Raw genomic sequence first — 22800 nt, 5'->3', positions numbered from 1 at the left:
AGATTATGCGCCAGATTGTGCTGGACACGGAAACCACGGGCCTGGAGCCGGAACAGGGGCACCGGGTCATCGAAATCGGTTGCGTCGAGCTTGAGAACCGTGAACTGACTGGACGCCATTACCACGTCTATATCAACCCGGAGCGTGAGGTTGAGGACAGCGCGGTGGAGGTGCACGGGATCACCAACGAATTCCTCGCGGACAAGCCTGTTTTCCGGGATGTTGCCGATGATTTCCTGGCCTTCATCCGCGGCGCGGAGCTGGTTATCCACAATGCCCCCTTTGACGTCGGGTTCATGGATCACGAATTCTCCCTGCTGAATGCGGGCTATCCGCTGACCCGGGAAATCTGCGGCGTAACGGATTCACTGGTGCTCGCGCGCAAGAAGCATCCGGGGCAGAAGAACAACCTCGACGTGCTGTGCCGGCGTTACGGCATCGATAACAGCAACCGCGAACTCCACGGGGCTCTGCTGGACGCAGAAATCCTGGCAATGGTCTATCTTGCAATGACCGGGGGACAGACCGCGCTTTCGCTCGATGAGGCGGGCGCCGGTCAAGCGGGTGGATCTGAAATTGAACGGTTGTCGGCTGATCGTCAGCCGCTGCCAGTGCTGGAGGCTTCCGAGGAGGAAGTGAAGTGTCACCGCGAGTTCCTGGATCGGATGGCGGAAAAGACACAAGTAGTCTGGGATCAACGGCTGAATTCTTGAGGCCGCTGGAATCTGTGTTATAGATAATGAACACACGTAGTATAACGGGAAGCTCCGTTTATGGTGCAAGCGTCTCTCGCAACCAAGACTCAGTCCTTCGGACTGGTTCGGGAAGAAATCGAGCATACCATCGGCCAGGCGGAGCAGAGTCTGGAACGATTCCAGGAAAATCGTGAAAGTGGCGAGGACCTGCAGAACTGTGTTGACTACCTGAATCAGCTTCGCGGTATTTTCTCTCTCGTTGAATTGCGCGGCGGCGCGCTTCTGTGTCAGGAGGCCGTATCCCTGTCCAATGAAGTGCCCGTTGGCGCCACCGACGACAAGAACAACCTGCTGACGGCTCTGAATAACGCCATTTTCACGCTGCGGCGCTACGTTGAGTATTACCAGCGTCAACAGACTGACCGCCCGGAGCTCCTGCTGCCGGTCATCAATGAGATCCGGGAGGCGCGGCACGACAGCCCCTATCCGGATTCCTGCTTCTTTGAGACCAGTCTTGCAGCCTCGCCGGATTTCTGCGCAGACCTGTCGCTTCCACCGCTGGAAACGGTTGATGACAATGATATGGAGATCCACGCACGGCGCTTCCGGCTGATGTACCAGGTGGGGCTTCTGGGACTGATCCGCAATGAGAACATGACCACGAGCCGCCGTCTCCTGGCACGGGCGGCCCGGGGGCTTTCCAGGCTTTGCCAGGGGGAGGCGCTGTCCTCACTCTGGTGTCTGGTGACGATCGTTACGGATGTTATGGAAGAAAAGCAGCTGCCTGCTGAAAAGAACCGCAAGCGGCTGTTCATGAAAATTGAGCGGTATGCCCGTGAGCTGGTCCAGGTAGGGCGGGTTGCGATGGGCAAGACCGCGCCCCATTCCGTATTCCGGGAGCTGGTGTACATCCTGTACCGCAGCGGGTCCCAGAAGCGTGAGGTGACCCGGATCCTGGATGCGTACCAGGTCGCGCCGGCGGCATTCACCGAGGAGCGGATGCTCGAGCACCGGCGCCATCTCTACGGGCCCGGTGCTGACGTCCTGAGGTCGTTCTCCGATGCCATCAACGAGGAGTTGAAGGAACTCAAGGACCGGCTGGATATTGTGGAGCGTGGCATTGACCCGGATACCACCGAGTTGAACACCATTGCCGAGTCGCTGGAGCGGGTCGGCAATTCCCTGTTGATTCTGGACCTCCACCAGCTCAGCACCCTGGCACGCGAGGAGGCCGGAAAACTCCGCGGCTGGCAGGAAAAGGGAACGCTTCCCTCAGAGGCGGAGCTCTATTCGGTGGCGGATGCGGTGCTCAATATTGAGGAGGCGGCCCAGCACCTGGCCAGTCACGGGGTTACCGCGGAAACCGATCAGCTCGCCCAGAAGGTCCGCCGCAATGATCAGTCTGTCTACGTCCAGGAGGCACTGATTGTGCTCGGGGACGAGGCAAGCTCGGCTCTGACGCTTGCGAAACAGGCGATTACCGCCTTCCTTGAATCTGATTTCGACAAGCTCCACCTGGCCAACGTTCCGGTGACCCTGCGCAGCATAGAAGGGGGCATGAAGCTCCTTGATGACGAGGCCGCGGCGAGCGTTATCGCGCGCCTGACCACCTGCATTGAGACGCAGCTCCTCAATGCCCAGCAACCGCCCAATAGTAAGGTTCTCGAGGCTCTGGCCGACGCCATTACGTCCCTCGAATACTACATTGAGGGGCTTGGTGTGAACGAGAACCGCAATCCCGAGTTGCTCAGGCTGGCGGAGACATCGCTGCAGGACGTGGGTATCTGATGCCTGGCTGGATACTGGTCGCAACTGGACTGGTAGTGGCGCTGGCGGCAGCGATGGTTCTTTCCCGACTCTCCGGCTGGTTCCTCCCCTGGCTCAAGGGCACCCTGGGATTGCTCGTGGTGCTGGCCGGGCTGTTTGTCATGGCGGTGGGTTGGAGCACGCTCCAGTGGCAGGGTGTTTCGCCCGACCGGCCATTGTATCGGCTCAGCATCGAATCAGAGGGCGATCAAGCCTGGCGGGTTGAGCTGCGCAGCGAGGAAAGGTTGCTTCGTAACCAGGTCGTCCGGGGGGATCTGCTGGAGATTACAGGTCGGCTGCTCGTCCTCGATACCCCGCTCGGCGGCACAGGCCCCTCCCAGCTTTACCGGACGGATTCAGTCCGCGGCCATGACTCCACGGCAAGATCGCTTGTGGAGTTTCGGGCTGAGAAGCCCTCAAGAGGTAGGGATTGGATCGATATCTGGCAGTGGGACCGTCTGTTGCCATTGCCACTGATCCGTGCGGAGCTGCTGTATCCACTCTGGGTTCCGATCGTTGAGGGGGCTGTTTTCGAGGTTGTGCTGCAGGGCAATCAGATCGTGCCGGTTCCAGCCAACAGTGCTGCTGAGGAAGCGCTGGCACGGAGGCAGTAACAGACGCCGCCAGGGGCGGCGCCTGTCACGACTGATCAACCTATGTTGAACAGCTCGCCGAGCTTGGTCGCGAGCATCATGTCGCCTTCGGCTCGGAGCTGGCCGGCCATAAAGGCCTGCATGCCATCCGTCTCGCCGCTGACGATGCCCTGGAGCGTCTCAGTGTTCATGATGAGTGTAACGGAAGGGTCGTCATGTTTGCCTTCCTTGAGCTCGCAGGTGCCATCCTTGATGACCAGGTGATACGGGGAATCATCTTCGATATCGAACTGGAAGATGAGATCCAGGCCAGCCGCTGCATCGGCGTTGAAGTTTTTCTCAAGCTTTTCAAATACGGGTTTAACAGACATGCGTGCTTCCCTTTATTGCCATTATGGAATCGCCAATGGGATGGCTTCGGGCTGACTGTAGGTGGGCCTTTGTGCACTGTCAAGGCAAAGCGAACGCTTGTTTGAATGCGGTCGACAAATACTGCGGTTATTCTTACCCGCTCGGCGATTAATCGTTAGAATGCAGTCTTTGCTGTTTTCAAAGCAGTTTCCGCAACAGGAGGCATAAAGTGGAAGTTCTCGCGGAATACGGTCTTTTTCTGGCCAAGCTCATCACCTTTGCCGTGGCGGCACTGGTCGTCATCGCCATGGCCATGTCGGCGGCACACAGGGCCCGCCAGGAAGAAGACGAAGGGGAAATTCAGGTAGTGCGGGTCAATGACCGGGTGCGTGAAACCCGTGAAACCCTTGAAGCCAGCATTCAGGATGAAGGCGCCAGGAAGCACTGGCTCAAGGACCTGCGACGCAAGCGCAAGAAGGAAAAGAAGGAAGCCGGCAGTAAGGCGGCGAAGGGCTCGGAGGAGGCCCGCCGCAAGCGCCTCTACGTTGTGGACTTCCAGGGGGATATAAAGGCCAGCCAGACAGGCTCGCTGAGGCGCTGCGTGAGCGCGATCCTGAGCGTCGCCGATCCGCAGCGGGATGAGGTGGTTGTTCGCCTTGAGAGTGGCGGAGGAATGGTGCATTCCTATGGTTATGCGGCGGCCCAGCTTGATCGCATCCGACAGCGCTCGCTACCGCTGACGGCAAGTATCGACAAGGTCGCGGCGAGTGGTGGCTATATGATGGCCTGCGTGGCGGACCGCATCGTGGCGTCGCCGTTTGCCATACTGGGCTCCATCGGTGTGGTGGCCCAGTTGCCCAACTTCCATCGGCTCCTGAAGCGAAACGATGTGGATTTCGAGGTTCTGACCGCCGGCGAATACAAGCGGACGCTGACCGTCTTTGGAGAAAATACGGATAAGGGCCGCAAGAAATTCCGGGATGACCTTGAGGAGACCCACAAGCTCTTCAAACAGTACGTGAGTGAACACCGCCCGGCTGTGGACATTGATCGGGTGGCAACCGGCGAGTATTGGTTTGGCCGGCAGGCCCTTGAGGTCAATCTGGCGGATGAGCTGAAAACATCCGATGAATTGCTGATGGACGCCTGTAATGACCGGGATGTCTTCCTGGTGCGCTATGAGAAACGCAAGACGTTGCCTGAAAAGCTGGGGCTGACTGCTGCAACGGTGGCGGAAAGCGTTTTCATGAAGGGTTTCGAGTGGTTGCGCCACAGTCGGTATCAGTAATCCATCCGGCCGGGCTGGCAGTGTGGGCAAAAGGCCGTTATCATTGCCGGCGAATGATGACCAATGATGCGGATTTTTTCAGGAGATGACCATGAGCTACGGTGACAATCCAAATACGGAAGAGAAAGCAGTCGCTGACCAGGGGGATGACCGGGCCGATGCCTTTGCCGCCGTTGGGCTGATTCTTCTGTTGGTCGCCCTGGCGACGACCTTTGTGGCGACGCAGTAAGGCGATCCTTCCGGGTGCGGGGCCTATCCCGCGCCCGTATTCTCCAGTACTAGCATCACGATCAACGCAATCGATACCACGAAAATCACCCCGAAAATCACACCGCCGACGATGAACGGCAGGGGCGTTGAGGACTGGAAATCCCGCTCCTGATTGCGCCGCGAGTTCACGCCCAGCGCTGCCGCCAGTACGCTCAGGACAACCTGCCAGAATCCGGGTTTTGACTGCTTCTGTTCACTCAAGACTGCCTCCATTGACCGAACCCATGAGTGTGGTTTGTGGGCGCTATTGTAAAGCAAAAAAAAGCGGGCATCAGGGGCATGGCTCTGCCAGCCCCCGATGCCCGCCTGGGCGCCTATTGAATCCCGACGCGCTTACTCGTCCGGATCATACGCCAGGTTCGGCATGAGCCAGCGTTCAACCTCGCTCTTCTTCATGCCCTTGCGCTTGGCGTAGTCCTCGATCTGGTCCGAGCTGATCTTGCCGACGGCAAAGTACTTGGACTCGGGATGCGAGAAGTACCAGCCGGATACAGCGGCGGCCGGGAGCATGGCGTTGCTCTCGGTCAGCTGCATGGCGCAGTTGTTCTCGGCGTCCAGAAGGCGGAACAGCTCGGGCTTCTCCGTGTGATCCGGGCAGGCGGGATAGCCGGCGGCCGGACGGATGCCCTGGTAGCGCTCCTTGATGAGATCCTCCGTCGAGAGGGATTCATCAGTCTGGTAGCCCCAGTACTCCCTGCGCACATGAGCGTGCATGCACTCGGCGAATGCCTCCGCAAAGCGGTCCGCGAGGATCTTCACCATGATGGCGCTGTAGTCATCGTTGGCTTCTTCGTATTCCTTCGCGAGCTCATCCGCTTCAGGGCCTGCAGTTACCGCAAAGCCACCGATGTAGTCCGGAATACCGGATTCCTTGGAGGCAATGAAGTCGGACAGGGCCATCATGGGCTTGTCCGGCGCCTTGTCGTCCTGCTGACGCAGGTGATGCACCTTGGTCAGCACCTTCTTGCGGGAATCGTCCTCGTAGAGCTCGATGTCATCGCCCACACGGTTGGCGGGCCAGAAACCGATTACACCACGGCAGCGGATTTTCTTCTCTTCGACAAGCCACTTGAGCATGTTCTGGGCATCGTTGAAGAGGTTTCTGGCTGTTTCGCCCTTTTCCGGATGGTCCAGGATCTCCGGGTACTTACCCGGCATATCCCAGCTCTGGAAGAAGGGGGCCCAGTCAAAGTATTCGACCAGTTCGTTGAGGTCGAAATGGTCAAAGGTCTTGAGACCCAGGAACTGCGGCTTGGTGGGTGTATAGTTCTCCCAGTCCAGTTCCGGCGCGCGGGCGCGGGCCTTGTCGATCGGAATGATCTTGGCCTTGCGGCCCTGATTCTTGCGCCGCTCGCGCACTTTCTCGTAGTCCGCCTGGACTTCGTCAAGCAGTTCCTGCTTGTGTGTCTCGCTGACCAGCTTGGCCGCAATCCCCACACTGCGCGACGCGTCGTTCACATAGATGACCTGATCGTTCTCGTAGCTCGGGTCGATCTTGACGGCGGTGTGCGCCTTGGAAGTGGTGGCGCCGCCGATCAGCAGCGGGATATTCATTTCCAGGCGCTGCATTTCCTTGGCGACGTGTACCATCTCATCCAGTGAGGGCGTGATCAGGCCGCTCAGGCCGATCATGTCCACATCCTCGTCCTTGGCCTTCTGGAGGATCTGGTCGGCGGGGACCATGACGCCCATATCGATCACTTCGAAGTTGTTGCACTGCAGTACAACGCCAACGATGTTCTTGCCGATGTCGTGCACGTCGCCCTTGACCGTGGCCATCAGGATCCGGCCCTTGGCCTTCTGGCCTTCGGATTTCAGGGCCTCGATGTAGGGGATCAGGATCGCGACGGCCTGCTTCATGACGCGGGCGCTCTTGACCACCTGGGGCAGGAACATCTTGCCTTCGCCGAAGAGGTCGCCAACAACGTTCATGCCGTCCATCAGCGGCCCTTCAATCACCTCGATGGGGTGATCAGCGCGCAGGCGTGCTTCTTCGGTGTCCTCGTCAATATAGGTGGTAATACCCTTGATCAGCGCGTGCTCAAGCCGCTTTTCAACCGGCCATTCGCGCCACTCCAGGTCTTCCTTCTTCTCCTGGCCGCCCTGGCCCTTGTAGCGTTCGGCAATATCGAGCAACCGGTCGGTGGCGTCCTCGCGGCGGTTCAGGATGACGTCCTCAACATGTTCCTTGAGTTCAGCACCAATGTCGTCATAGACCACCAGCTGGCTGGGGTTGACGATGCCCATGTTCATACCGGCCTTGATGGCGTGGTACAGGAAGGCCGAGTGCATGGCTTCACGCACCGCGTTGTTACCACGGAAGGAGAACGACAGGTTGCTCACGCCGCCGCTGACGGAGGCGTAGGGCAGGTTCTCGCGGATCCAGCGGGTGGCTTCGATGAAATCCACCGCGTAGTTGTTGTGTTCCTCGATGCCGGTACCGATCGCCAGGATGTTCGGGTCGAACACAATGTCCTGGGGCGGAAAGCCGTCTTCGACCAGCAGGTCGTAGGAGCGCTTACAGATCTCGATCTTGCGCTCGGCGGTATCCGCCTGGCCCTGCTCGTCAAAGCCCATCACGGTCACGGCCGCGCCGTAACGGCGTACTGCTCGCGCCTTCTTGAGGAAGTCTTCCTCACCTTCCTTGAGACTGATGGAGTTGACGATGCTCTTGCCCTGGATGCACTTCAGACTCTCTTCGATCGCTTCCCAGCGCGAGGAGTCGACCATGATCGGAACCTTGGAGATGTCCGGCTCGGAGGCGACCAGGTTCAGGAAGGTGGTCATGCACTCCTTGGCGTCGAGCATGCCTTCGTCCATGTTGATATCGATGATCTGGGCACCGCTTTCAACCTGGTCCTTGGCCACTTCCAGGGCCTCTTCGTACTGCTCTTCCTTAATCAGGCGCAGGAACTTCTTGGAGCCGGTAACGTTGGTGCGCTCACCGATGTTGATGAACACGACGTTGTCGTCGTCGGTGAACGGCTCAAGGCCGGACAGGCGCAGGCGCGGCTTGCGGTGCGGGACTGTGCGCGGCTCATACTTCTTCATGCGCTCGGCAACGGCGCGGATATGCTCGGGCGTTGAACCACAGCAGCCGCCGATGACGTTCAGGAAGCCGTCGCGGGCAAAGGTTTCGACAATGTCCGCCATCTCTTCCGGCGTCTGGTCGTATTCGCCGAACTCGTTGGGCAGACCCGCGTTCGGGTGCGTGCATACGTAGAAGGGAGCCTTGTTGGCCAGCTCTTCCACGTAGGGGCGCATGGCGTCGGCGCCCAGGGCGCAGTTCAGGCCGATCAGCAGCGGGTTGCCGTGCTCAACGGAGTTGAGGAAGGCTTCCGTGGTCTGACCGGAGAGCGTACGGCCAGAGGCGTCCGTGATGGTGCCGGAGATCATCAGCGGCACTTCCTCGCCCGAGTCGATCTCGTACTGCTGGGCGGCGTAGATCGCGGCCTTGGCGTTCAGCGTATCGAAGATGGTTTCGAGCAGGATGATATCGACATCACCCTTGATGAGGTTTTCGATGGCTTCGTAGTAATCCTCGTAAAGCGCATCAAAACTGGTGTTGCGATAACCCGGGTTGTTCACATCCGGTGAAATTGATGCCGTCTTGGAGGTCGGGCCTACGGCACCGGCGACGAAGCGCGGCTTGCTCGGATCCTCGGCGGTCTTGGCATCCGCGCATTCACGGGCCAGTTGGGCCGCTTTCTGGTTCAGCTCCGGAACCAGGTCCTCCATGTGGTAATCGGACTGCGATACCCGCGTGGAGTTGAAAGTATTGGTTTCAATGATGTCAGCGCCGGCATCCATGTACTGCTTGTGGATGTCCCACAGCATTTCCGGCTGGCTCAGGCAGAGCAGGTCGTTGTTGCCCTTGACCTCATACTCATAGTCCTTGAACCGCTCACCACGGTACTGGGCCTCGCTGAGCTGCAGGTTCTGGATTTCGGTACCCATGCCGCCATCCAGGATGACGATGCGTTCTTGCAGCGCGTTTTTCAGCTGCTCCAGTCGACTTTTACGATCAGTCATGGATTCAACTACCTCAATTTGTCAGTTATCGAATCAAAAGACAGAACAAGTGCTTCAGGCGGTCGCCCTGTGAGAGCAGGGGAGCGTCATCCTGAGCGTTTTTGAAGGTGGGAAACTGTCCGTGTCCCTGAACCGGGATATCTAGTATGTCTCTAAAGTCGCGCCATCCTATCAGAAAAATACGTGGTTTTCCTGATTGAGCGCCATGATCATCAATAATTTTTGATATTGTGCCATAAACCTGAGCGTTTTGCTTGGTCTTTCAATCGTCGTGCGGGTTGCTTACAATACGGCTATAGTTCCGAATCACAAGGGGGAAGCGCCTTGGAACCTGTTACCGTCACTGAATCAGCCCGTCGTTATCTGGGCCAACTGGTTCAAAAACAGGAAGTTGAAGGGATGGGAGTACGTCTTTTCGTAACCCAGCCCGGCACCCGGCATGCGGAGACCTGCCTTGCCTACTGTCCGCCGCACGAGGTGGTCCCCTCGGATGAGCAGCTGGATATGGACGAATTTCCGCTCTATATCGATCACAACAGCGTCACCTTCCTGGAAGATGCCGTGGTTGATTTCCAGGAGGATCAGACCGGGGGGCAGCTGACCATCAAGGCGCCCAACGCCAAGGTGCCCCAGGTCAGCCCGGATGCACCGCTGTCCGAGCGCCTGGATTACATCCTGCAGGCGGAAGTGAATCCGAGCCTCGCGGCCCATGGCGGCGAGGTGTCACTGGTGGAGTTGACCAACGACAACGTGGCCGTTCTGCGCTTTGGTGGCGGGTGTCAGGGCTGTGCCGCCGTGAGCCTGACGCTCAAGCAGGGCGTGGAGCGGACCCTCAAGGAACAGCTCCCGGAGATTGCCGGGATTGAGGACGTCACGGACCACACTTACCGCGAAAACGCCTACTACTGATGCTGTTCCACCGGGGCAGGGCGCCCCGGTGCCATACCGAAACCCCTTCATATCCGCTACAGTGTGCACCTGAATCCGAACTCTGGACATCGCTGTGGCACTCGCTGATTTACCCTTTGTTTTCTGGACCATTCCTGTGTTTACGGCGCTGGTTGGTTGGGGCACCAACCGCCTGGCCCTGTGGATGCTGTTCGAGCCGGTGGCACCATTCGGGCACCCCCCCTGGCTGGGTTGGCAGGGCGTCGTTCCGCGAAAAGCGGAGAAGATGGCACACCGCTGCATTGAGGGGACCCTGGCCCGTACGGGAGATCTAACCGGCCTGTACCAGAGGCTGGACCCGGCGCTGATTACCGGTGAAGTGGTCAGCCGCATCATGCCGCATCTCGATGAGTACGTCGATGACGTCATGTATGACCTTCACCCGGTGCTCTGGGATAACCTGCCCCTGAGAGTCCGCCGTCGGATCTATCAGTTCGTGGAACGTAAGTTGCCGGAACGTGTGGATGCGATGGTCAATGATTTCGGGGGCGAGCTCGGAACCCTGGTGGATCTCAAGGCGCTACTCAGTGCGGAATTGGCCGAGCGGCCCGCTTTTATGAATGAGGTGCTGTGGGGCGCGGGATCGCGTACTTTCAGGTTTGTCGTCCGGAGTGGCGGCCTCATAGGTGCCGTGCTTGGGGTTGGCCTGATGGCGGGCTGGTACCTTTGGCCGCATCCGCTGGTGCTGGTCGGTGGCAGCTTCCTTGTGGGGCTGGCGACCAACTGGATCGCACTGAACCTGATCTTTCGGCCGGTTGAGGAGCGTCGGGTTGTCGGAATTCGCTTCCAGGGGTTACTGGTCCGGCAACAGCCTGAGATAAGCCGCGTCTGGGCGGATAAAGTGGCCCGGGAACTGCTGACCGTGGAAAAAGTCGCTCACGCCATGATCCATGGCGATAAGTCCGCACGAACGCGGGCCATTATCCAGAAGCACCTCAGACCGATGCTGGATGAATCCATCGTGATGCGACTGAGTACCCAGGTAGCGGTTGGTGCCTCCGGGTATACGGAACTCAAGCAGGCGATGAACCAGCGTGCGCTGGAAGCCTCCGATGAGGTATTTGAGGATAGCGCCTTCAATGAAGACCGGGCGCAGGTGGTGGCGGCATTGATTGAAGAGCGCATCGCCGGAATGCCAGCGAAGGATTTTCAGTCCATTCTGCGGCCGGTATTCCAGGAAGAGGAGGGGCGACTCATGCTGGCGGGCGGCGTCTGTGGCGCGGTTGTCGCTATCCTCCCGGTTCTGCTGCTTTAGGGATCACCAGTTCAGCGGTGATCCGAGGCGGCAGACCAGTTCGATAAGCCCCTGATAGCCGAGGGGCCTGACGTCCGCTTCCAGTGCCTGCATCCGCGAATAGACCGCAAGATCCTCAGCCATGGCGTACACCTGAACATCATCCATGATGGATGGGAAATGGGCTCCATCCATCAGCACAAGCACCCCGGACTCCATGAGGACCAGCACATCACCCGGCTCAAGCGCCTCCAGGCACCGCCGGTAGCGGGGGTGATCCACTGGCTTGTTCAGTATGTGGAGCCGGGTCTTCATGGCTGTATCACCCGCGCGTACTGCCGGTACAGTTGCCGGATTTCGTCCCCGCTCACCGATTTGAAGACGTCCGGCAGGGCCGGACTGCCCCAGACCGCCAGTTCTTCCCGGCTGACGTAGAGCGTGTCAGCGCCATAAAGAGGCAGCTCTCCGAGGCGCTCCAGGCATTCCGGAGTATGGAGCCAGCTGATTCCGGCACCGCACAGCAGCAGGGCGGTGTCCAGGTTGAATGTTGCCGCCGACAGCAGCATCTCCAGCAACTCACTGGCCTGGGTGCCGTTGCCAAAAGGGCGGTCCGCCACAAATAGCAGGCTCCTGGTCGCAGAAACAGTCAATGGGGTCACCGATCCGACTGGAAATGCATGAGCCGGTCCGCTTCGTATTCCGCTTCCACCCAATCACCAAGCCCTCCCAGGGTCCAGCCGTCAAGGATGTTGGCGGTGCGGTCGTATCGCGCAGCTTCACGTTCATCCACAAGACCTCGGCGCAGTGCCGATCCCACGCAGGCGGTGGCCGGGATGTCGTGAGCGAGGATGAGGTCGGACCATTTCTGGTGCCAGTTGCTGGCAGGGTCCTGGGAAACGGGAAGCGGGCCCGCGAGCCGGACCCCTTCTCCATGAAGGAACACTCTCACCACCTGGTGTCCCGCCTTGAGTGCCGCCTTGGCGGCATGCCAGGCGGATGCTGCTGCCTGGCTGTCATGGGGGGCACCGGTGATGATCAGTGCGAGTTTCACGGCTGAATCAGCCGTCGCCGGTAAAGGCGCCAATGAGGTGCAGCAGATTGACGAAAAGGTTGTAGATGTTCAGATAAAGCGCGGTCGTCGCGAGAATGTAGTTGGTCTCGCCGCCGTTAATGATGCGGCTGGTGTCATACAGGATGAACCCGGCCATCAAGAGCGAAATCATGCCGCTCAGGGCCAATGAGACAGCGCTCACATCGACGCCGAACATGCTGAGAACAAGCACGCCGACAACACCGACCACAGCAACGAGCAGACCGGCCATCAACATGCCACGCAGGAAGCTGAAATCCTTCTTGGTGGTCAGCACATAGCCGGACAGCCCCAGGAACACAATCGCAGTGGCGCCCAAGGCCTGCATGATGATACTACCGCCATTGGACATGCTCAGGTAGTGGTTCAGCGTTGGCCCGAGACCAAAACCCAACAGACCGGTGAAGGCGAAAACAACCCAGATACCAGCGGAACTGTTGGCCGTTTTAGGCAACACGAACCAGATCAGCCCGAGGGACACCAGAAAGCAGACCAGGCTGACGCCGAAGGGCATTTCCATGGCGGTGGAGATGCCTGCCATCACGGCACTGAATGCCAGTGTCATGGCCAGCAGTGTGTAGGTATTGCGCAGTACCTTAACGACTTCGAGGCTTAGTCCCTGGCTCGCAGTACCGCCTTGGGTCTGGGCCTGTGCCGTGCCCGGAAAACGGTTGTTGTCCATCAATACGCTCCTGATATTACAGTGTCAGAGTTCTACCCAATAATAATGGCTATTAGTTGGGAAGCAAAGGCATTTCGTCGATTTCCGCCCCTTTGACAGCGGCGGCTTTTCGGGTATCATTCGCTGCGTTGTCCGTTCGGGCAACACCTGCCGGTGGGCTGGCAGAGTGGTCGAATGCAGCGGTCTTGAAAACCGCCGAGGGTTAACGCCCTCCCGGGGTTCGAATCCCTGGCCCACCGCCATTACTCCTTTATTTTCAGGTAGTTACGAAGAATTTAGGGCGTAACGCACCTTTCTACGTACCAACCTGAAAACGGTTAGAAACTATCCGGTTGTCCCGATCCCGATATTGACCCTCTGGCGTCTATATGCCTCACTCCCTTCTATCTGACATAAATTCGGAATAGGAGCGGTTCTATGCGGTTTACTTACCCAGCTGAAAAATTGAATGAAGCCCGTGCGTGTTTGATGCTTCCCCATCTGGAGGGGGAGGAGGGGTCAATCGCTAACGCTTTCCACGCTTGCCATCTTGGTCTTAAAGGCATTGAGACTGAAGAAGTTAGCCCGTTCCTGGATGAAAGTGCTAAGGATTGGATTAAAGTTATCCAAGGAATGATGAACACAGAAAAAGTGGAGGATGAAAAGGGGGAGGGCGCTTGGATTGTTAAGGCGCGCTCACTTAGCGTAGAAGAGCGGCTTCAGCTCAGCCGTTGTGTGGATGAGTTGGCTAGCTGGTTTGATATGCATGAAGATGACGATGTGTAAGCGATTTCCTACACGTCCATGAGCAAAATGCCTATACTGGGTATGCCGTTTGCTCTGTATCGTTCGCACCGTCTCAACGGATGAGAGCCCCTATGCACGGATGCGATTAGCACGGATGCCGACGGGGTGCGCCACCTGCTCAGTGGTGGGACTAGCCAGGGAGAGGACTGGCACCTTTCCCTTGATCCTTACCGTATCCTTACAGCTCGCTCCGGCAATGCGGCATATTGTCTGCCATACTTCGCAAAGGCACGGAAACGAGGATCAGCACCATGGCGCTCATTGCTTGCCCGGAATGCGGTAAACAAGTCTCAGATAAGGCCGCAACCTGTAACGAGTGCGGCTGTCCGATCAGCTCCAGTGCAGCGGGGCAACCTTCGCCCGGAAGCGTAGATGCCAATAAAAAGGGCAACCAGCGTTCAAAACTACGGAACGATCTTGGTCAAGCCTTTGCGTTAGTCGGGATAGGTGTCGCTGTTGTGGTTGGAATGACAGCGGGCTTTGGTCCTGGAATGATTACCGCCTTTATTGCTTTGGCTATCGGCGCTTGGATTACTTACGGATCTTAATGCGCCTCCAGATACCGGATGAACTGCTCCGCCACCGTCTGCGCGTCCACCTCCAGCCGGTCGCATACATAGCGCGTCATAGGACCAGCCCTGCACAGATCATCGAAGGCTTGTTCCAGGTCCGTGGGTGTGGCTCCACCGGATGCGCCTTGCTTGCCCTTCCAATGGGCAATCCCATCACGCAATAACTGCCCCAGAGCCTCCGCCCATAGCCGACGCTCGCCGGTTATCCGGTCTGCGGGGTCTTCACAATCTACGTTGCGTGCTTCCACGGGCGGGATCTCCTAAAAAGGCCGCCACCACCGCTAAGCCCGTTGCTAGGGGGCGGTTAGGGCAAAGCGGGGCGGCGGTTGATCGGTTACGCAGTCCAATCGGCAGTGACAGCATCAGCCGCCTGCTTCGCGGCCTGGGATTCCTGCTCTTTCTTTTCGCGGATCTCTTTAGCTGTGAGCTGGTCGCCCTTGGTCAACAGGTCGTTGAACGAATCAAACAGCAGCGAATCAGCTTGCTCTAGGCTGTCCAGCAGCTTTTCCGCCTTGGGGGCGTGCTTTCGCATGGCTTGGCGATAGCGGGCGTTTACGGCGTCCTGAGAGAGCCCAGACAGGGACGGATGCGAGCGGAAAACCGCCGCCATTACGTTTCCATCCCCGTTTTCTACCGCCTGTTGAATGAACTCGGAGCGCTGATCCTGATCCATGTTGCGCAGCATTCCGCGAATCTCGGAAGCGTCCTTATCATTGAATCCGATACCTTGCTCGAACTCTGCCTTAACGTCCTTCACGCGCTTCGCCACGTCCTCACGGGCGGCACTGGTCTGCTTACTAGCCATGCTCACCAGGGAGTTAAAGTTAGTCTCAACTTGTCGGAGATGTTGGAGCTGTGGCACTGAAGGGTCTTGCGTGTCCCGTTGCTGTGCGACTGACTGAAACCCTTTAACCAGCCGCTCATGGGCGCGGGCGGCAGTATTCAGCGCCGGATCATCGGCCAGATCCCCGGCCTGCTTTTTCAGCGCCTCGCCCCACTGGTCAGACCCTAGCCGGTCGCCGGGGTCAATCGGGGGCAGCGCCTCGCGGGCGTCTGCATTGTTGGATTCCACGTTGGCGGAAAGTTTGCCGTTCTGGAATTTCAAATCGGTTCGCATACTCATGGTTATGTCCTCTTAGTGTCCTATTGGGGTCCAGCGTTTGGGTTGCTGTTGCACTTGTCCGGGGAATGCCACCGGCATTGGTTGAATCCAGCCGCTGCGGTCGCGCGATTGGCCGCAAATTGCACCAAGCGCAGCATTGGCAACATCATCTGATCCGTTTCTAGGATGGTCTACTGAGTCCCGGCCACCGCTGCGGGTTCGACGCTCCAGGGCAGCCACCTGATTGATGAGGCGCTGATTGTCGAGCAATGTCACCTTGCCGGAAGTCAGCCGGGGCAGGGCGTCCAAATAGATTTGACTGCGGTTTTTGTCGCTGCGGTCGTACTCAATCCCACATCGGCGGAAGTGAGACGTTACCCACTCGGCAGCGTAGGCATCACCGGCAGCTCTGCGCAGCTTGTACCGCTTCAGATCCTCGGCGCATTCCATTGTTACCTGGAGCGGATCGAACGGCGGCTTGACCTCTTTCACCAGATCCAGAATGTCGACGCCATCCTCGCTATGCGCTACTGCCCAGCAGAACGAATCCCCGACGCCACCGGATACGTCAATAAAGGCCCGATAGCGGGTGTTGCGGTCGGGTTCACGCTCGGTCACATCGGGATCGACCAGCGCCTCCAGGACGTCGCGTTGAATGAATCCGGCAAGGTCATCACGCCACTCTGCCAGGTACTCCGAACGGGCGGCGGCCTCGTCCTCTGCCATCGCCTCGTCTACTACCGACTGCGGCAAGCGCGGGTTAAGTTGGCGGCTCGTGCCGTGAACGATGAGCGTCTTAGACTCGTCATCACCCCAATGGCGCTTGTCTTTGGAATGCAGCACGCCATCACGCTTGTGCGGGGTTGATGCGCCTAACAGCAGGCCGTTAGTGAGACTGAGGGCAGGTTCAGCGGCTCGGACGATTTCAACGTCTGGTGACGCTCCCTCTTGATACCAGTGGCCGATTTCGTCGCAGATCAGCGCGCCAAAGCTGCGCGAGCGAATTGTCCTATGGTTGGCCGTCATTACGGTGACTTCTGTCCCGTTGCTTAACTCGATAGCTTCCGTTGTCTCTTTGACCACCATCCGCTTCAGCATCGAGGAACTATCAAGGCCACCGCTGATATATCGCATGGCTTGTCCGGCTTGCCGACGATCCCCGGCAACCATAGCGCCGACAATCAGCTCACCGGCAGACCGGACGTTGCTCCAGTCCCTCATAGCGGTTTCATAGAGCGTCAGGGCGGCGGCTATCTGCGTTTTCCCGCCCCTTCTACCCACCAGCATAAAAGCGCTGCGTAGCGGCTCTGAGGGCGGCTCACGGTCGGTTAATTGCCTCCAGGTCGCCGCCTGTTCGTCGGTCATCGGCATGCCGTAAAGGCCACGCACGATAACGAGCCAGTTATCCCAGCTTCCGTCATGGACGCCAGGGAGCATCGGCGCAAGCAGGTTGTCATCGGTTAAGGCCGTTATGGGATCGACTGGAGCTGGAGCGGGGTGTCGGTCGGTCATTGGTTGCCACCTTTCGCCTTGAGGTATTCACCAAGCGAGGGGACCTCTTTGGCTTTTCGCTCTAACCTCAGCTTGGTGAGGATCCCTTGCAAGCTATTGCACGCTTGGACCCAGCGGGAAGCATCGAACTCCCTACCATTGGCCAGCTCTTGCTCTTGCAGTACCAGAAAGCGCTCCAGCCAGAGGGCGCGTTCCGCTAAACTAGCCTGGGCGTATGAAAGCCGATCAGCGCCCCCTAGATCATCGGTCAGGGCCTTATAGCGTTCCCGTAGCTCACGGGCCAGGGCAGTCCTGGAGTCAAGATCCTGGAGCCAGCCGTGGTTAAACTTGCTTGGTATGTCTGACTGTTTGGGCATGTAATCGCGCCGTTTTTAACCTGTTTATGGTACGTATTATGGCACGTTATAAAAAGGTGCGTCCATAGGTTTATGACTTATATGACGGTATGGCGGCGTATATGACCGCCATAAGGGGTTTCAGGGCAGGGTAGCGGGGTTGATTGGGGCTATTCTTGCGGCTGGGTCTGAAAGGTGGCGTGCCATCCCTGGCTCTGGTTCGTTATCCGTAAATCACTGCGATAGCCTCTGCCTCCCGCTCCGCCATTAAATAGAACCGATGGGCAGGCCCATGCCGCTCTGCCTTGTTATGCAGGCAAAAGCCCGTCACGTACCACGACAATGGGCGTATATGATGCTCCGGGACGTTCAGCTCCTTCGCTGCCTCCAGGATCTCGGCAGGGTTGCACGAGTCGCCTTTCTCTTGGGTTTCGTCTATGTCTCTCATGGGGTTGTCCTGTTCATTTTTTGACCATTAGGGATTGCCCTCCCTGGCTGGGCTTCACCACGGTATTTTGTTGAATAAGTTGTATGTGCGTACGAAGTGAAAAATATATATAGAGGGGTTATTTATACTTTCCGTCTCGTACGCGCATACAAGAAATTCAACTAATTCCCTCCCGCGACTTCCTTCAATGCCTGATACCTTTCGGCTCTGGCCTCCTTGATCCGCCTCTGGTGCTCGCTGAACTGAGCATGCACCTTTGGATTAACGGCAAAGACACCATCAGAGCGCCGCCCCCGCTTGCCTGGAATCGGTGGTGGTGTAATGTCGGCTATCCAGCCCATCTCGATCAGGTAATCCGTTGCACTCTCCGCATGGTACGACTCCGCCCCCTGCCAATAGGTCGCATTGCGCGTCAGATCGCCTCTCTTAAACTGCGCCCACTGCTTCGCCAGAATCGCCTCAGCGGCACTGATAACGAGCGCCTTAACATCCCCCGCCTGTTGATCCAGAACCGCATAGACGGCCTCTGAATGGCGATACAGCACGCGCATCAGCTTCATGGCCTGCTTCATAGTGTCGGCATCAACGTATTGGTGGGGCGGCTCGTCACGGGCGGCGGCATAGAGCAAGTGCAGCGAGTACGCAAAGCGCCCCAGCATGCCGGGGAACTTGTTTAGATGCTCTGCAAAGCGCCTTGCACTGGTCCGCGTTGCCAGCTTTCTAACCTGGTTGTGGTAGTCCTGCATTAGACTCTGAGCGCCGGTTGTGAGACTGGCTGACAGCTTCGTTTCGTCCTCGTTCCACCGTTGCAGGGCGTTAAATACCTGAGTCACGTTGGTTTCGGTAAACGGATTCAGCTTTGCCATGTAATCGACTTCACCGGCAGGGCGCATGCAGTACAGGGCAAACCGCTGATAAAGCCCATCAGCGCCGGAAGCGCCTCCCGACTTCTGGAACTTCTGCGCTAGTACCTCTGGCTGAACACCAGCGAGTATTCCCACGCTGAAGTTGGGCACCACCAGCGGTTCCTTGGTTGCGCGGTTGATCGTTACTTGACCGCCATCCCACGAGCGCAGATAGACACCACGGTCCTTTCCGCCATCCTTGCCACTGTAGGCATCCATGCGCCCCAGGAACTCGGTCATCTCGTCAAAGTACAGATTGACGCCTTCCGGGTTGTCGCTCAGAAGTTGAGCCAATGCCTCAGTGGTGGTGTCACTGGCATGGCGCTGCTTCCAGGGAGGTTTGGGCGGCGGATCTTGTTTGGCCTGCTTTGCAGACTCCAGCTCCTCGCGCCACTTGCCCATAGCACGCTCAGAGTCTCTGACAATGGCGTCATTGATCTCGCAAGGCGCTTTGATGGATGCACTGAGTACCGGACTCTTGCCGCCCCCTGAGCTGTCCACGAGGCCATTCCAGGAAAAGGCAGGCACCTTGAACGGTCCCAGATCCAGTTGGGCGCGGTGGTCCACGGTGTTACCGAACGCAGCCAGCAGGCAGAACGCGTAACCGCCTTCATCAAAGCCCGATTGTTCCGACTTCTCACGGCAGAACGTCTGAAACGCATTGGGCAGAATATCCAGCGGAAAGGCCGGGACGGTGTACTCTGCGAACGGATCGGCCAGGGTAGGCCACTGGTCCGGCTCCGGTGGGTTTGGCTGTTGTGCGGATGTTGTCGACGCTCTGGGGTTACTTCTGGGCATGCCATTCTCGCGGGCCAGGGCAATCAGTTTCCCCTTACTGGCTCGCTTGCCGGAATAGCTGCCCATGCTGCCCCAGGTTTTCTCGAACTTGCCTTCCTCGTGCAATCCTGATTGGGCAGACCATTTACGGGCTATTTCTTTCCCGGCTTCGCCTGCCGCGTCATGGATAGCCGCAATGATCGGGAACCATTCATCGTCATAGTCCGCATCATTGTTTGGAATCCACGAAACCAGATAATCAACGTGATCCGCCTCGCTTTCATGCACGGCAGATTCTAGGGACTGGCACGGCTTGGATTGGTCTTTGTCGCCTTTCGGTTTCGGCTCCAGCCGGTGGCGGTCTGCGATCTCGTTAAACGCCCAATCAAACGTATCCAGATCATCGGCTGTCAGCTCCACCAGCTCGGCAGGGTCGCACTCGTGCAAGCTCTGAGGGGCGTTCTCGTCGCAAAGGTTCCGCCACTGGTACGGCTCGCCAGTATCAGGATGAATGTGGTACGCGATGAACTGCTCGCCTTTGCCCAGGAACTCCACCTGGTTTTTATGCTCCCTTTCCGTATGGATTAACCCAGACTCAGCATCTACCGGATAGAGCGCGGTGGTGTTTTTCTTTTTCGCCACCTCCGGCATGCGGTAGGGAATGAGGAACTTTGGCGGCTTGCCGGTGCGTACCAGCTTTGCCCCGTCCCTGTTTTTTAGGTACTGGCTGATAAAGTCGTAAAGCTCACGCGCTGCGTCCTCATGCGTAACATCAACGTCCACGGCTCCCACCGGGGCGCTGTAGTTGCCAGAGAATCCGCAGATAACGCCTATCCCATCGGTGGCGCTTCGCTCTGTAGCTTTGCGCGGATTGTCGGTCCACTTAAACCCTTTGGGATTCTTGCCCGGAGAGGGGTTGCCGTTACCGTCAATCTCGCCCTTTTGATACACCAGACAGCACGGATACGCGCTCATCAGGGCGCTAGCGGCTTCGTCACTGATTACGTTATAATCAATTTGAGCTTGCCCGCTCGTCTCTTGTGTGCCCTCGTCAGCTTCCCAGGCTGCGGGGGCGTTCTCATTCAATCGCATGATTCGCACCCCCTGTCAGCCATAATCCGCGCTTTGAAGCTGCGAACATCGGAAAGGACAACGACAGTTTCACCGGCAATGCTCCAGGCTCTTACTTCGCCTCTGGCAATGGCAGGAATCAGCAATCCCTTGCTAACGCCGGTTTCCAGGGTAGCTACTTGGATCGTGGTGTATGCGCTCACGCTACACCCTCCTGGCGTGCTTCCCACGCTTCCAGGTCGGAGAGTTTCCAGCGGGTGCATCCGTTGATACGGATAGGGGAGGGGAACTTACCCTGACGCACCCAGCGCCAGACGGTTTGACGGCTTACGCCGTAACGGGTCGCATTATCACTGTCAGAGAGGTATTTTTTCAGCTCGCTCATTTTGGGGTCTCCGGGCAACCGGCCCCACGCGCATAAAAAAATGGCGGTCCACCGGCTGCATCATCAATCAGATTGACTCCGCAAAGCAGGTGGCACCGCCACTTTTACGAGCTATTCAACTTATCTGGCACGGCCACCGACCCCGTCGGAACGCCTTTCCGGAGACCCCGTCTTCGGCTGACGCTGTTAAGTTGCCATCGCTCAAGCTTGCAATTTGTAGTAACATTAAGCATGTTACAGATCCAATGCTACAGCATGTTTCAGTTATAAGGCAAGGGGTTTTTATAACCGTTTTAACCGGCCTCCTTCTCCGCATCCTCTGATTCCGACTGATCGCCCTGGTAACAATACCGCGCCCATTCCTGCATCATTGGCCGACGCTCTGCCAGTAGCTCGTCACGCGCATACGCGGAGCGCGTCTCGTCAGTGTTGACGTGTGCCAGCGCGATCTCGGAATACTCGTCCGGGTATCTTGTGGCCTTCCTGGCCCATTCTTTGAAGCTCGAACGCGCCGTGCCGTGTGGCGTTGCAATACGGTTATCCTGTTTTGGGTCGGTGTATCCGTCGCCACCGCGCTTCAGATCCGCCGCGTGCATGTCCTTAATGAGCTTGGATAGCGTGTTATCTGACATAACTTTGCCTTGTGCTGATCCGAATATCAGATTACCCGGAGTCTTTTTCGGCATGGTCCTCAGTAGCTCCACGGCAGCATCCGACAATGGGACCGTGTGGGGCCGGTCGGCTTTCATCCGCTCTGCGCTCAAGTGCCATGTCTTTTCGGTCAGGTCGATTTCATCCCACGTGGCCTTTCTGACTTCCTCGGAGCGAGCGCCGGTTAATATGGCAAACTGCAAAGCCTTCGCCCCGTTGGCATGTTTCGAACGCAGATCCGCCATTAGGCGCGGCATGTCTTTATAGGGCAGGGCGGGATGGTGACGGTTGGCCTTGCCGGATTTCTTTTTGACGGCCTGGAAGGCAGGTAGCTTGCCCTTCAGATTCTCCCATCGGGCAGGGTTGACCGGATTGGTGCGGATTGGCTTATCCCCGGTCAAGGCATACTCAAATACTGCGCCCATGCGTTGACGTATGCGGTCAGCCGCGTCCGGCGTGCTGTCCCATTTTGGTTTCAGGGTGCGTACAACGTCATCCGTGCTGATCTCGTTTATGGGCATGTCACCGATAGACGGAAAAGCATTAACCTCCAGGGTGCGCCACCATTGCAGGGAATGTTTCTCGTTTTTGAACTCAGCGGCTTTAACGTCATAGCAGTCTTTCGCCACTTCCCGGAAAGTGACGTTGCGCCGTTGGGCGGCAATCAGGGCGGCTCTGGCGGCTTTCTTTTCCTCCAGCGGGTTGATGCCTTGCGCGATCTTTTCTTTGATCTCTCGCGCCTTGTCACGCGCCTGTGAAAGCGATACATCAGGGAAGCCACCAAGGCCGATACTTTGGCGCTGTGGTTTGGGATAGCCATTCTTATCCAGTTTCGGGTTCCCTTTGGTGTCGAGCTGGACACCAACGGCGACACGTAAAACCCAGGACTTGCCGCCGGTTGCCGCCGCCTCCAGGTTTAGACCGGAGACACCACCAACGGCATAATAGGTATTGTACGGTTTTCCGTCTTTACCAATGCGCGGTTTCAGATCCCGCACCTCTTTCGCTGTCATCTCTTTCGCTTTCTTTGGCATGTCACCGCCTCCCTGTAAGGGGTTCGAATCCCGCACCAGAAACCCAACCCCTCAAAAAGTTCACGTACTCATATACGTACCATAAAGAATAACATTGGATGTTACAAGGTGCGACAGGGGTTTACAGGATTATGGGAGTAATCAGGGATTTATTGCGGAGACGTTCTAAAAAAATGGGTAAAATCAGGCATATATAGCCCTCCGAAGCGGACTGGCCCACCGCCATTTAACGC

General features: G+C 57.7%; 23 protein-coding genes and 1 tRNA gene. 10 read left to right on the top strand and 14 right to left on the bottom strand.

All coding sequences use genetic code 11. The features are described 5' to 3' along the window. Positions 1-5 precede the first annotated feature (5 nt). From dnaQ to DES49_RS07970, 3 genes are read left to right on the top strand one after another with little or no spacing between them, the layout of a single operon-like run. Positions 6-713: a DNA polymerase III subunit epsilon gene (dnaQ, locus tag DES49_RS07980; protein ID WP_133735881.1), complete on the top strand. Its 708-nt coding sequence runs from the start codon at positions 6-8 to the stop codon at positions 711-713. Between the two features lie 60 nt (positions 714-773). Continuing rightward, positions 774-2483: a FimL-related protein gene (locus DES49_RS07975; RefSeq protein WP_133735880.1), complete on the top strand. Its 1710-nt coding sequence runs from the start codon at positions 774-776 to the stop codon at positions 2481-2483. After that, a complete protein-coding gene (locus DES49_RS07970) occupies positions 2483-3115 on the top strand; it encodes a hypothetical protein (RefSeq protein ID WP_133735879.1) in 633 nt (210 codons plus the stop codon). The genes DES49_RS07975 and DES49_RS07970 overlap by 1 nt, the downstream gene beginning before the upstream one ends. A gap of 35 nt (positions 3116-3150) precedes the next feature. Here the strand turns inward: DES49_RS07970 and DES49_RS07965 are convergent, their stop codons facing one another. Beyond that, positions 3151-3465, bottom strand: a complete 315-nt coding sequence (locus DES49_RS07965) for an SCP2 sterol-binding domain-containing protein (protein WP_133735878.1) — start codon at positions 3463-3465, stop codon at positions 3151-3153. Between the two features lie 209 nt (positions 3466-3674). Here DES49_RS07965 and sohB point away from each other — a divergent pair, with 209 nt between their 5' ends. Further along, on the top strand, positions 3675-4733 hold the full coding sequence (gene sohB, locus DES49_RS07960; protein WP_133735877.1) for a protease SohB: 1059 nt from the start codon (positions 3675-3677) through the stop codon (positions 4731-4733). Between the two features lie 91 nt (positions 4734-4824). After that, positions 4825-4962 (top strand): hypothetical protein, encoded by a 138-nt coding sequence (locus DES49_RS15490; protein WP_166646036.1) that lies wholly within the window; start codon positions 4825-4827, stop codon positions 4960-4962. Between the two features lie 23 nt (positions 4963-4985). On the opposite strand, the gene DES49_RS07955 is transcribed toward DES49_RS15490, so the two are convergent. Continuing rightward, on the bottom strand, positions 4986-5204 hold the full coding sequence (locus DES49_RS07955; protein ID WP_243864960.1) for a DUF2970 domain-containing protein: 219 nt from the start codon (positions 5202-5204) through the stop codon (positions 4986-4988). Between the two features lie 132 nt (positions 5205-5336). Then, positions 5337-9035 carry a methionine synthase gene (gene metH / locus DES49_RS07950; protein WP_133735875.1) on the bottom strand — a complete coding sequence of 1233 codons (3699 nt, stop codon included), beginning with the start codon at positions 9033-9035 and terminating at the stop codon, positions 5337-5339. A 324-nt stretch (positions 9036-9359) separates the two neighbouring features. Between metH and nfuA the strand changes: the two genes are divergently transcribed. Together nfuA and DES49_RS07940 are read left to right on the top strand one after the other, a co-directional pair. Next, positions 9360-9944, top strand: coding sequence for a Fe-S biogenesis protein NfuA (gene nfuA, locus DES49_RS07945; RefSeq protein ID WP_133735874.1), 585 nt, complete (start codon positions 9360-9362; stop codon positions 9942-9944). A 94-nt stretch (positions 9945-10038) separates the two neighbouring features. Next, the gene (locus DES49_RS07940; protein ID WP_166646035.1) at positions 10039-11238 is read left to right on the top strand and encodes a DUF445 domain-containing protein; all 1200 of its coding nucleotides are present in this window, start codon (positions 10039-10041) and stop codon (positions 11236-11238) included. A 3-nt stretch (positions 11239-11241) separates the two neighbouring features. On the opposite strand, the gene DES49_RS07935 is transcribed toward DES49_RS07940, so the two are convergent. The 4 genes from DES49_RS07935 to DES49_RS07920 are packed head-to-tail and all read right to left on the bottom strand — an operon-like array spanning position 11242 to position 12989. Continuing rightward, positions 11242-11532: a DsrH/TusB family sulfur metabolism protein gene (locus DES49_RS07935; RefSeq protein ID WP_133735873.1), complete on the bottom strand. Its 291-nt coding sequence runs from the start codon at positions 11530-11532 to the stop codon at positions 11242-11244. Then, positions 11529-11834 carry a DsrE family protein gene (locus tag DES49_RS07930; protein ID WP_133735872.1) on the bottom strand — a complete coding sequence of 102 codons (306 nt, stop codon included), beginning with the start codon at positions 11832-11834 and terminating at the stop codon, positions 11529-11531. Before DES49_RS07930 ends, DES49_RS07935 begins: the two co-directional genes overlap by 4 nt. 38 nt (positions 11835-11872) lie before the next feature. After that, on the bottom strand, positions 11873-12268 hold the full coding sequence (tusD, locus tag DES49_RS07925) for a sulfurtransferase complex subunit TusD (protein ID WP_133735871.1): 396 nt from the start codon (positions 12266-12268) through the stop codon (positions 11873-11875). 7 nt (positions 12269-12275) lie between these two features. After that, positions 12276-12989: a Bax inhibitor-1/YccA family protein gene (locus DES49_RS07920; RefSeq protein WP_133735870.1), complete on the bottom strand. Its 714-nt coding sequence runs from the start codon at positions 12987-12989 to the stop codon at positions 12276-12278. Positions 12990-13141: 152 nt separating this feature from the next. On the opposite strand from DES49_RS07920, the gene DES49_RS07915 reads away from it, so the two are divergent. The 3 genes from DES49_RS07915 to DES49_RS15615 all read left to right on the top strand — a co-directional run bounded on the left by DES49_RS07915 (position 13142) and on the right by DES49_RS15615 (position 14323). Then, positions 13142-13231 (top strand) — tRNA-Ser (locus DES49_RS07915). A gap of 175 nt (positions 13232-13406) precedes the next feature. Beyond that, the gene (locus DES49_RS07910; protein WP_133735869.1) at positions 13407-13754 is read left to right on the top strand and encodes a hypothetical protein; all 348 of its coding nucleotides are present in this window, start codon (positions 13407-13409) and stop codon (positions 13752-13754) included. A gap of 272 nt (positions 13755-14026) precedes the next feature. After that, entirely contained in the window at positions 14027-14323 is a 297-nt protein-coding gene (locus DES49_RS15615; RefSeq protein ID WP_243864959.1) for a zinc ribbon domain-containing protein, read from the top strand. Here the strand turns inward: DES49_RS15615 and DES49_RS07900 are convergent. The 7 genes from DES49_RS07900 to DES49_RS07870 form a co-directional block, all read right to left on the bottom strand. Then, on the bottom strand, positions 14320-14595 hold the full coding sequence (locus tag DES49_RS07900; protein ID WP_133735868.1) for a hypothetical protein: 276 nt from the start codon (positions 14593-14595) through the stop codon (positions 14320-14322). The two genes, DES49_RS15615 and DES49_RS07900, sit on opposite strands and share 4 nt — an antisense overlap. Before the next feature lie 86 nt (positions 14596-14681). Next, the gene (locus DES49_RS07895) at positions 14682-15470 is read right to left on the bottom strand and encodes a hypothetical protein (RefSeq protein WP_133735867.1); all 789 of its coding nucleotides are present in this window, start codon (positions 15468-15470) and stop codon (positions 14682-14684) included. A 12-nt stretch (positions 15471-15482) separates the two neighbouring features. Next, positions 15483-16961 (bottom strand): hypothetical protein, encoded by a 1479-nt coding sequence (locus DES49_RS07890; RefSeq protein WP_133735866.1) that lies wholly within the window; start codon positions 16959-16961, stop codon positions 15483-15485. Continuing rightward, positions 16958-17317, bottom strand: a complete 360-nt coding sequence (locus DES49_RS15550; RefSeq protein WP_133735865.1) for a hypothetical protein — start codon at positions 17315-17317, stop codon at positions 16958-16960. Before DES49_RS15550 ends, DES49_RS07890 begins: the two co-directional genes overlap by 4 nt. A gap of 588 nt (positions 17318-17905) precedes the next feature. Beyond that, positions 17906-20518, bottom strand: a complete 2613-nt coding sequence (locus tag DES49_RS07880) for a DUF3987 domain-containing protein (RefSeq protein WP_133735864.1) — start codon at positions 20516-20518, stop codon at positions 17906-17908. A gap of 178 nt (positions 20519-20696) precedes the next feature. Next, positions 20697-20882 (bottom strand): helix-turn-helix transcriptional regulator, encoded by a 186-nt coding sequence (locus DES49_RS07875; RefSeq protein WP_133735863.1) that lies wholly within the window; start codon positions 20880-20882, stop codon positions 20697-20699. A 293-nt stretch (positions 20883-21175) separates the two neighbouring features. Continuing rightward, a complete protein-coding gene (locus tag DES49_RS07870) occupies positions 21176-22567 on the bottom strand; it encodes a tyrosine-type recombinase/integrase (protein WP_133735862.1) in 1392 nt (463 codons plus the stop codon). Positions 22568-22800: the final 233 nt, after the last annotated feature.

The organism is Halospina denitrificans (assembly GCF_004364635.1).
In the GTDB taxonomy this organism is placed as follows: domain Bacteria; phylum Pseudomonadota; class Gammaproteobacteria; order Pseudomonadales; family Oleiphilaceae; genus Halospina; species Halospina denitrificans.
This window is presented reverse-complemented; position numbering and strand designations above follow the sequence as displayed.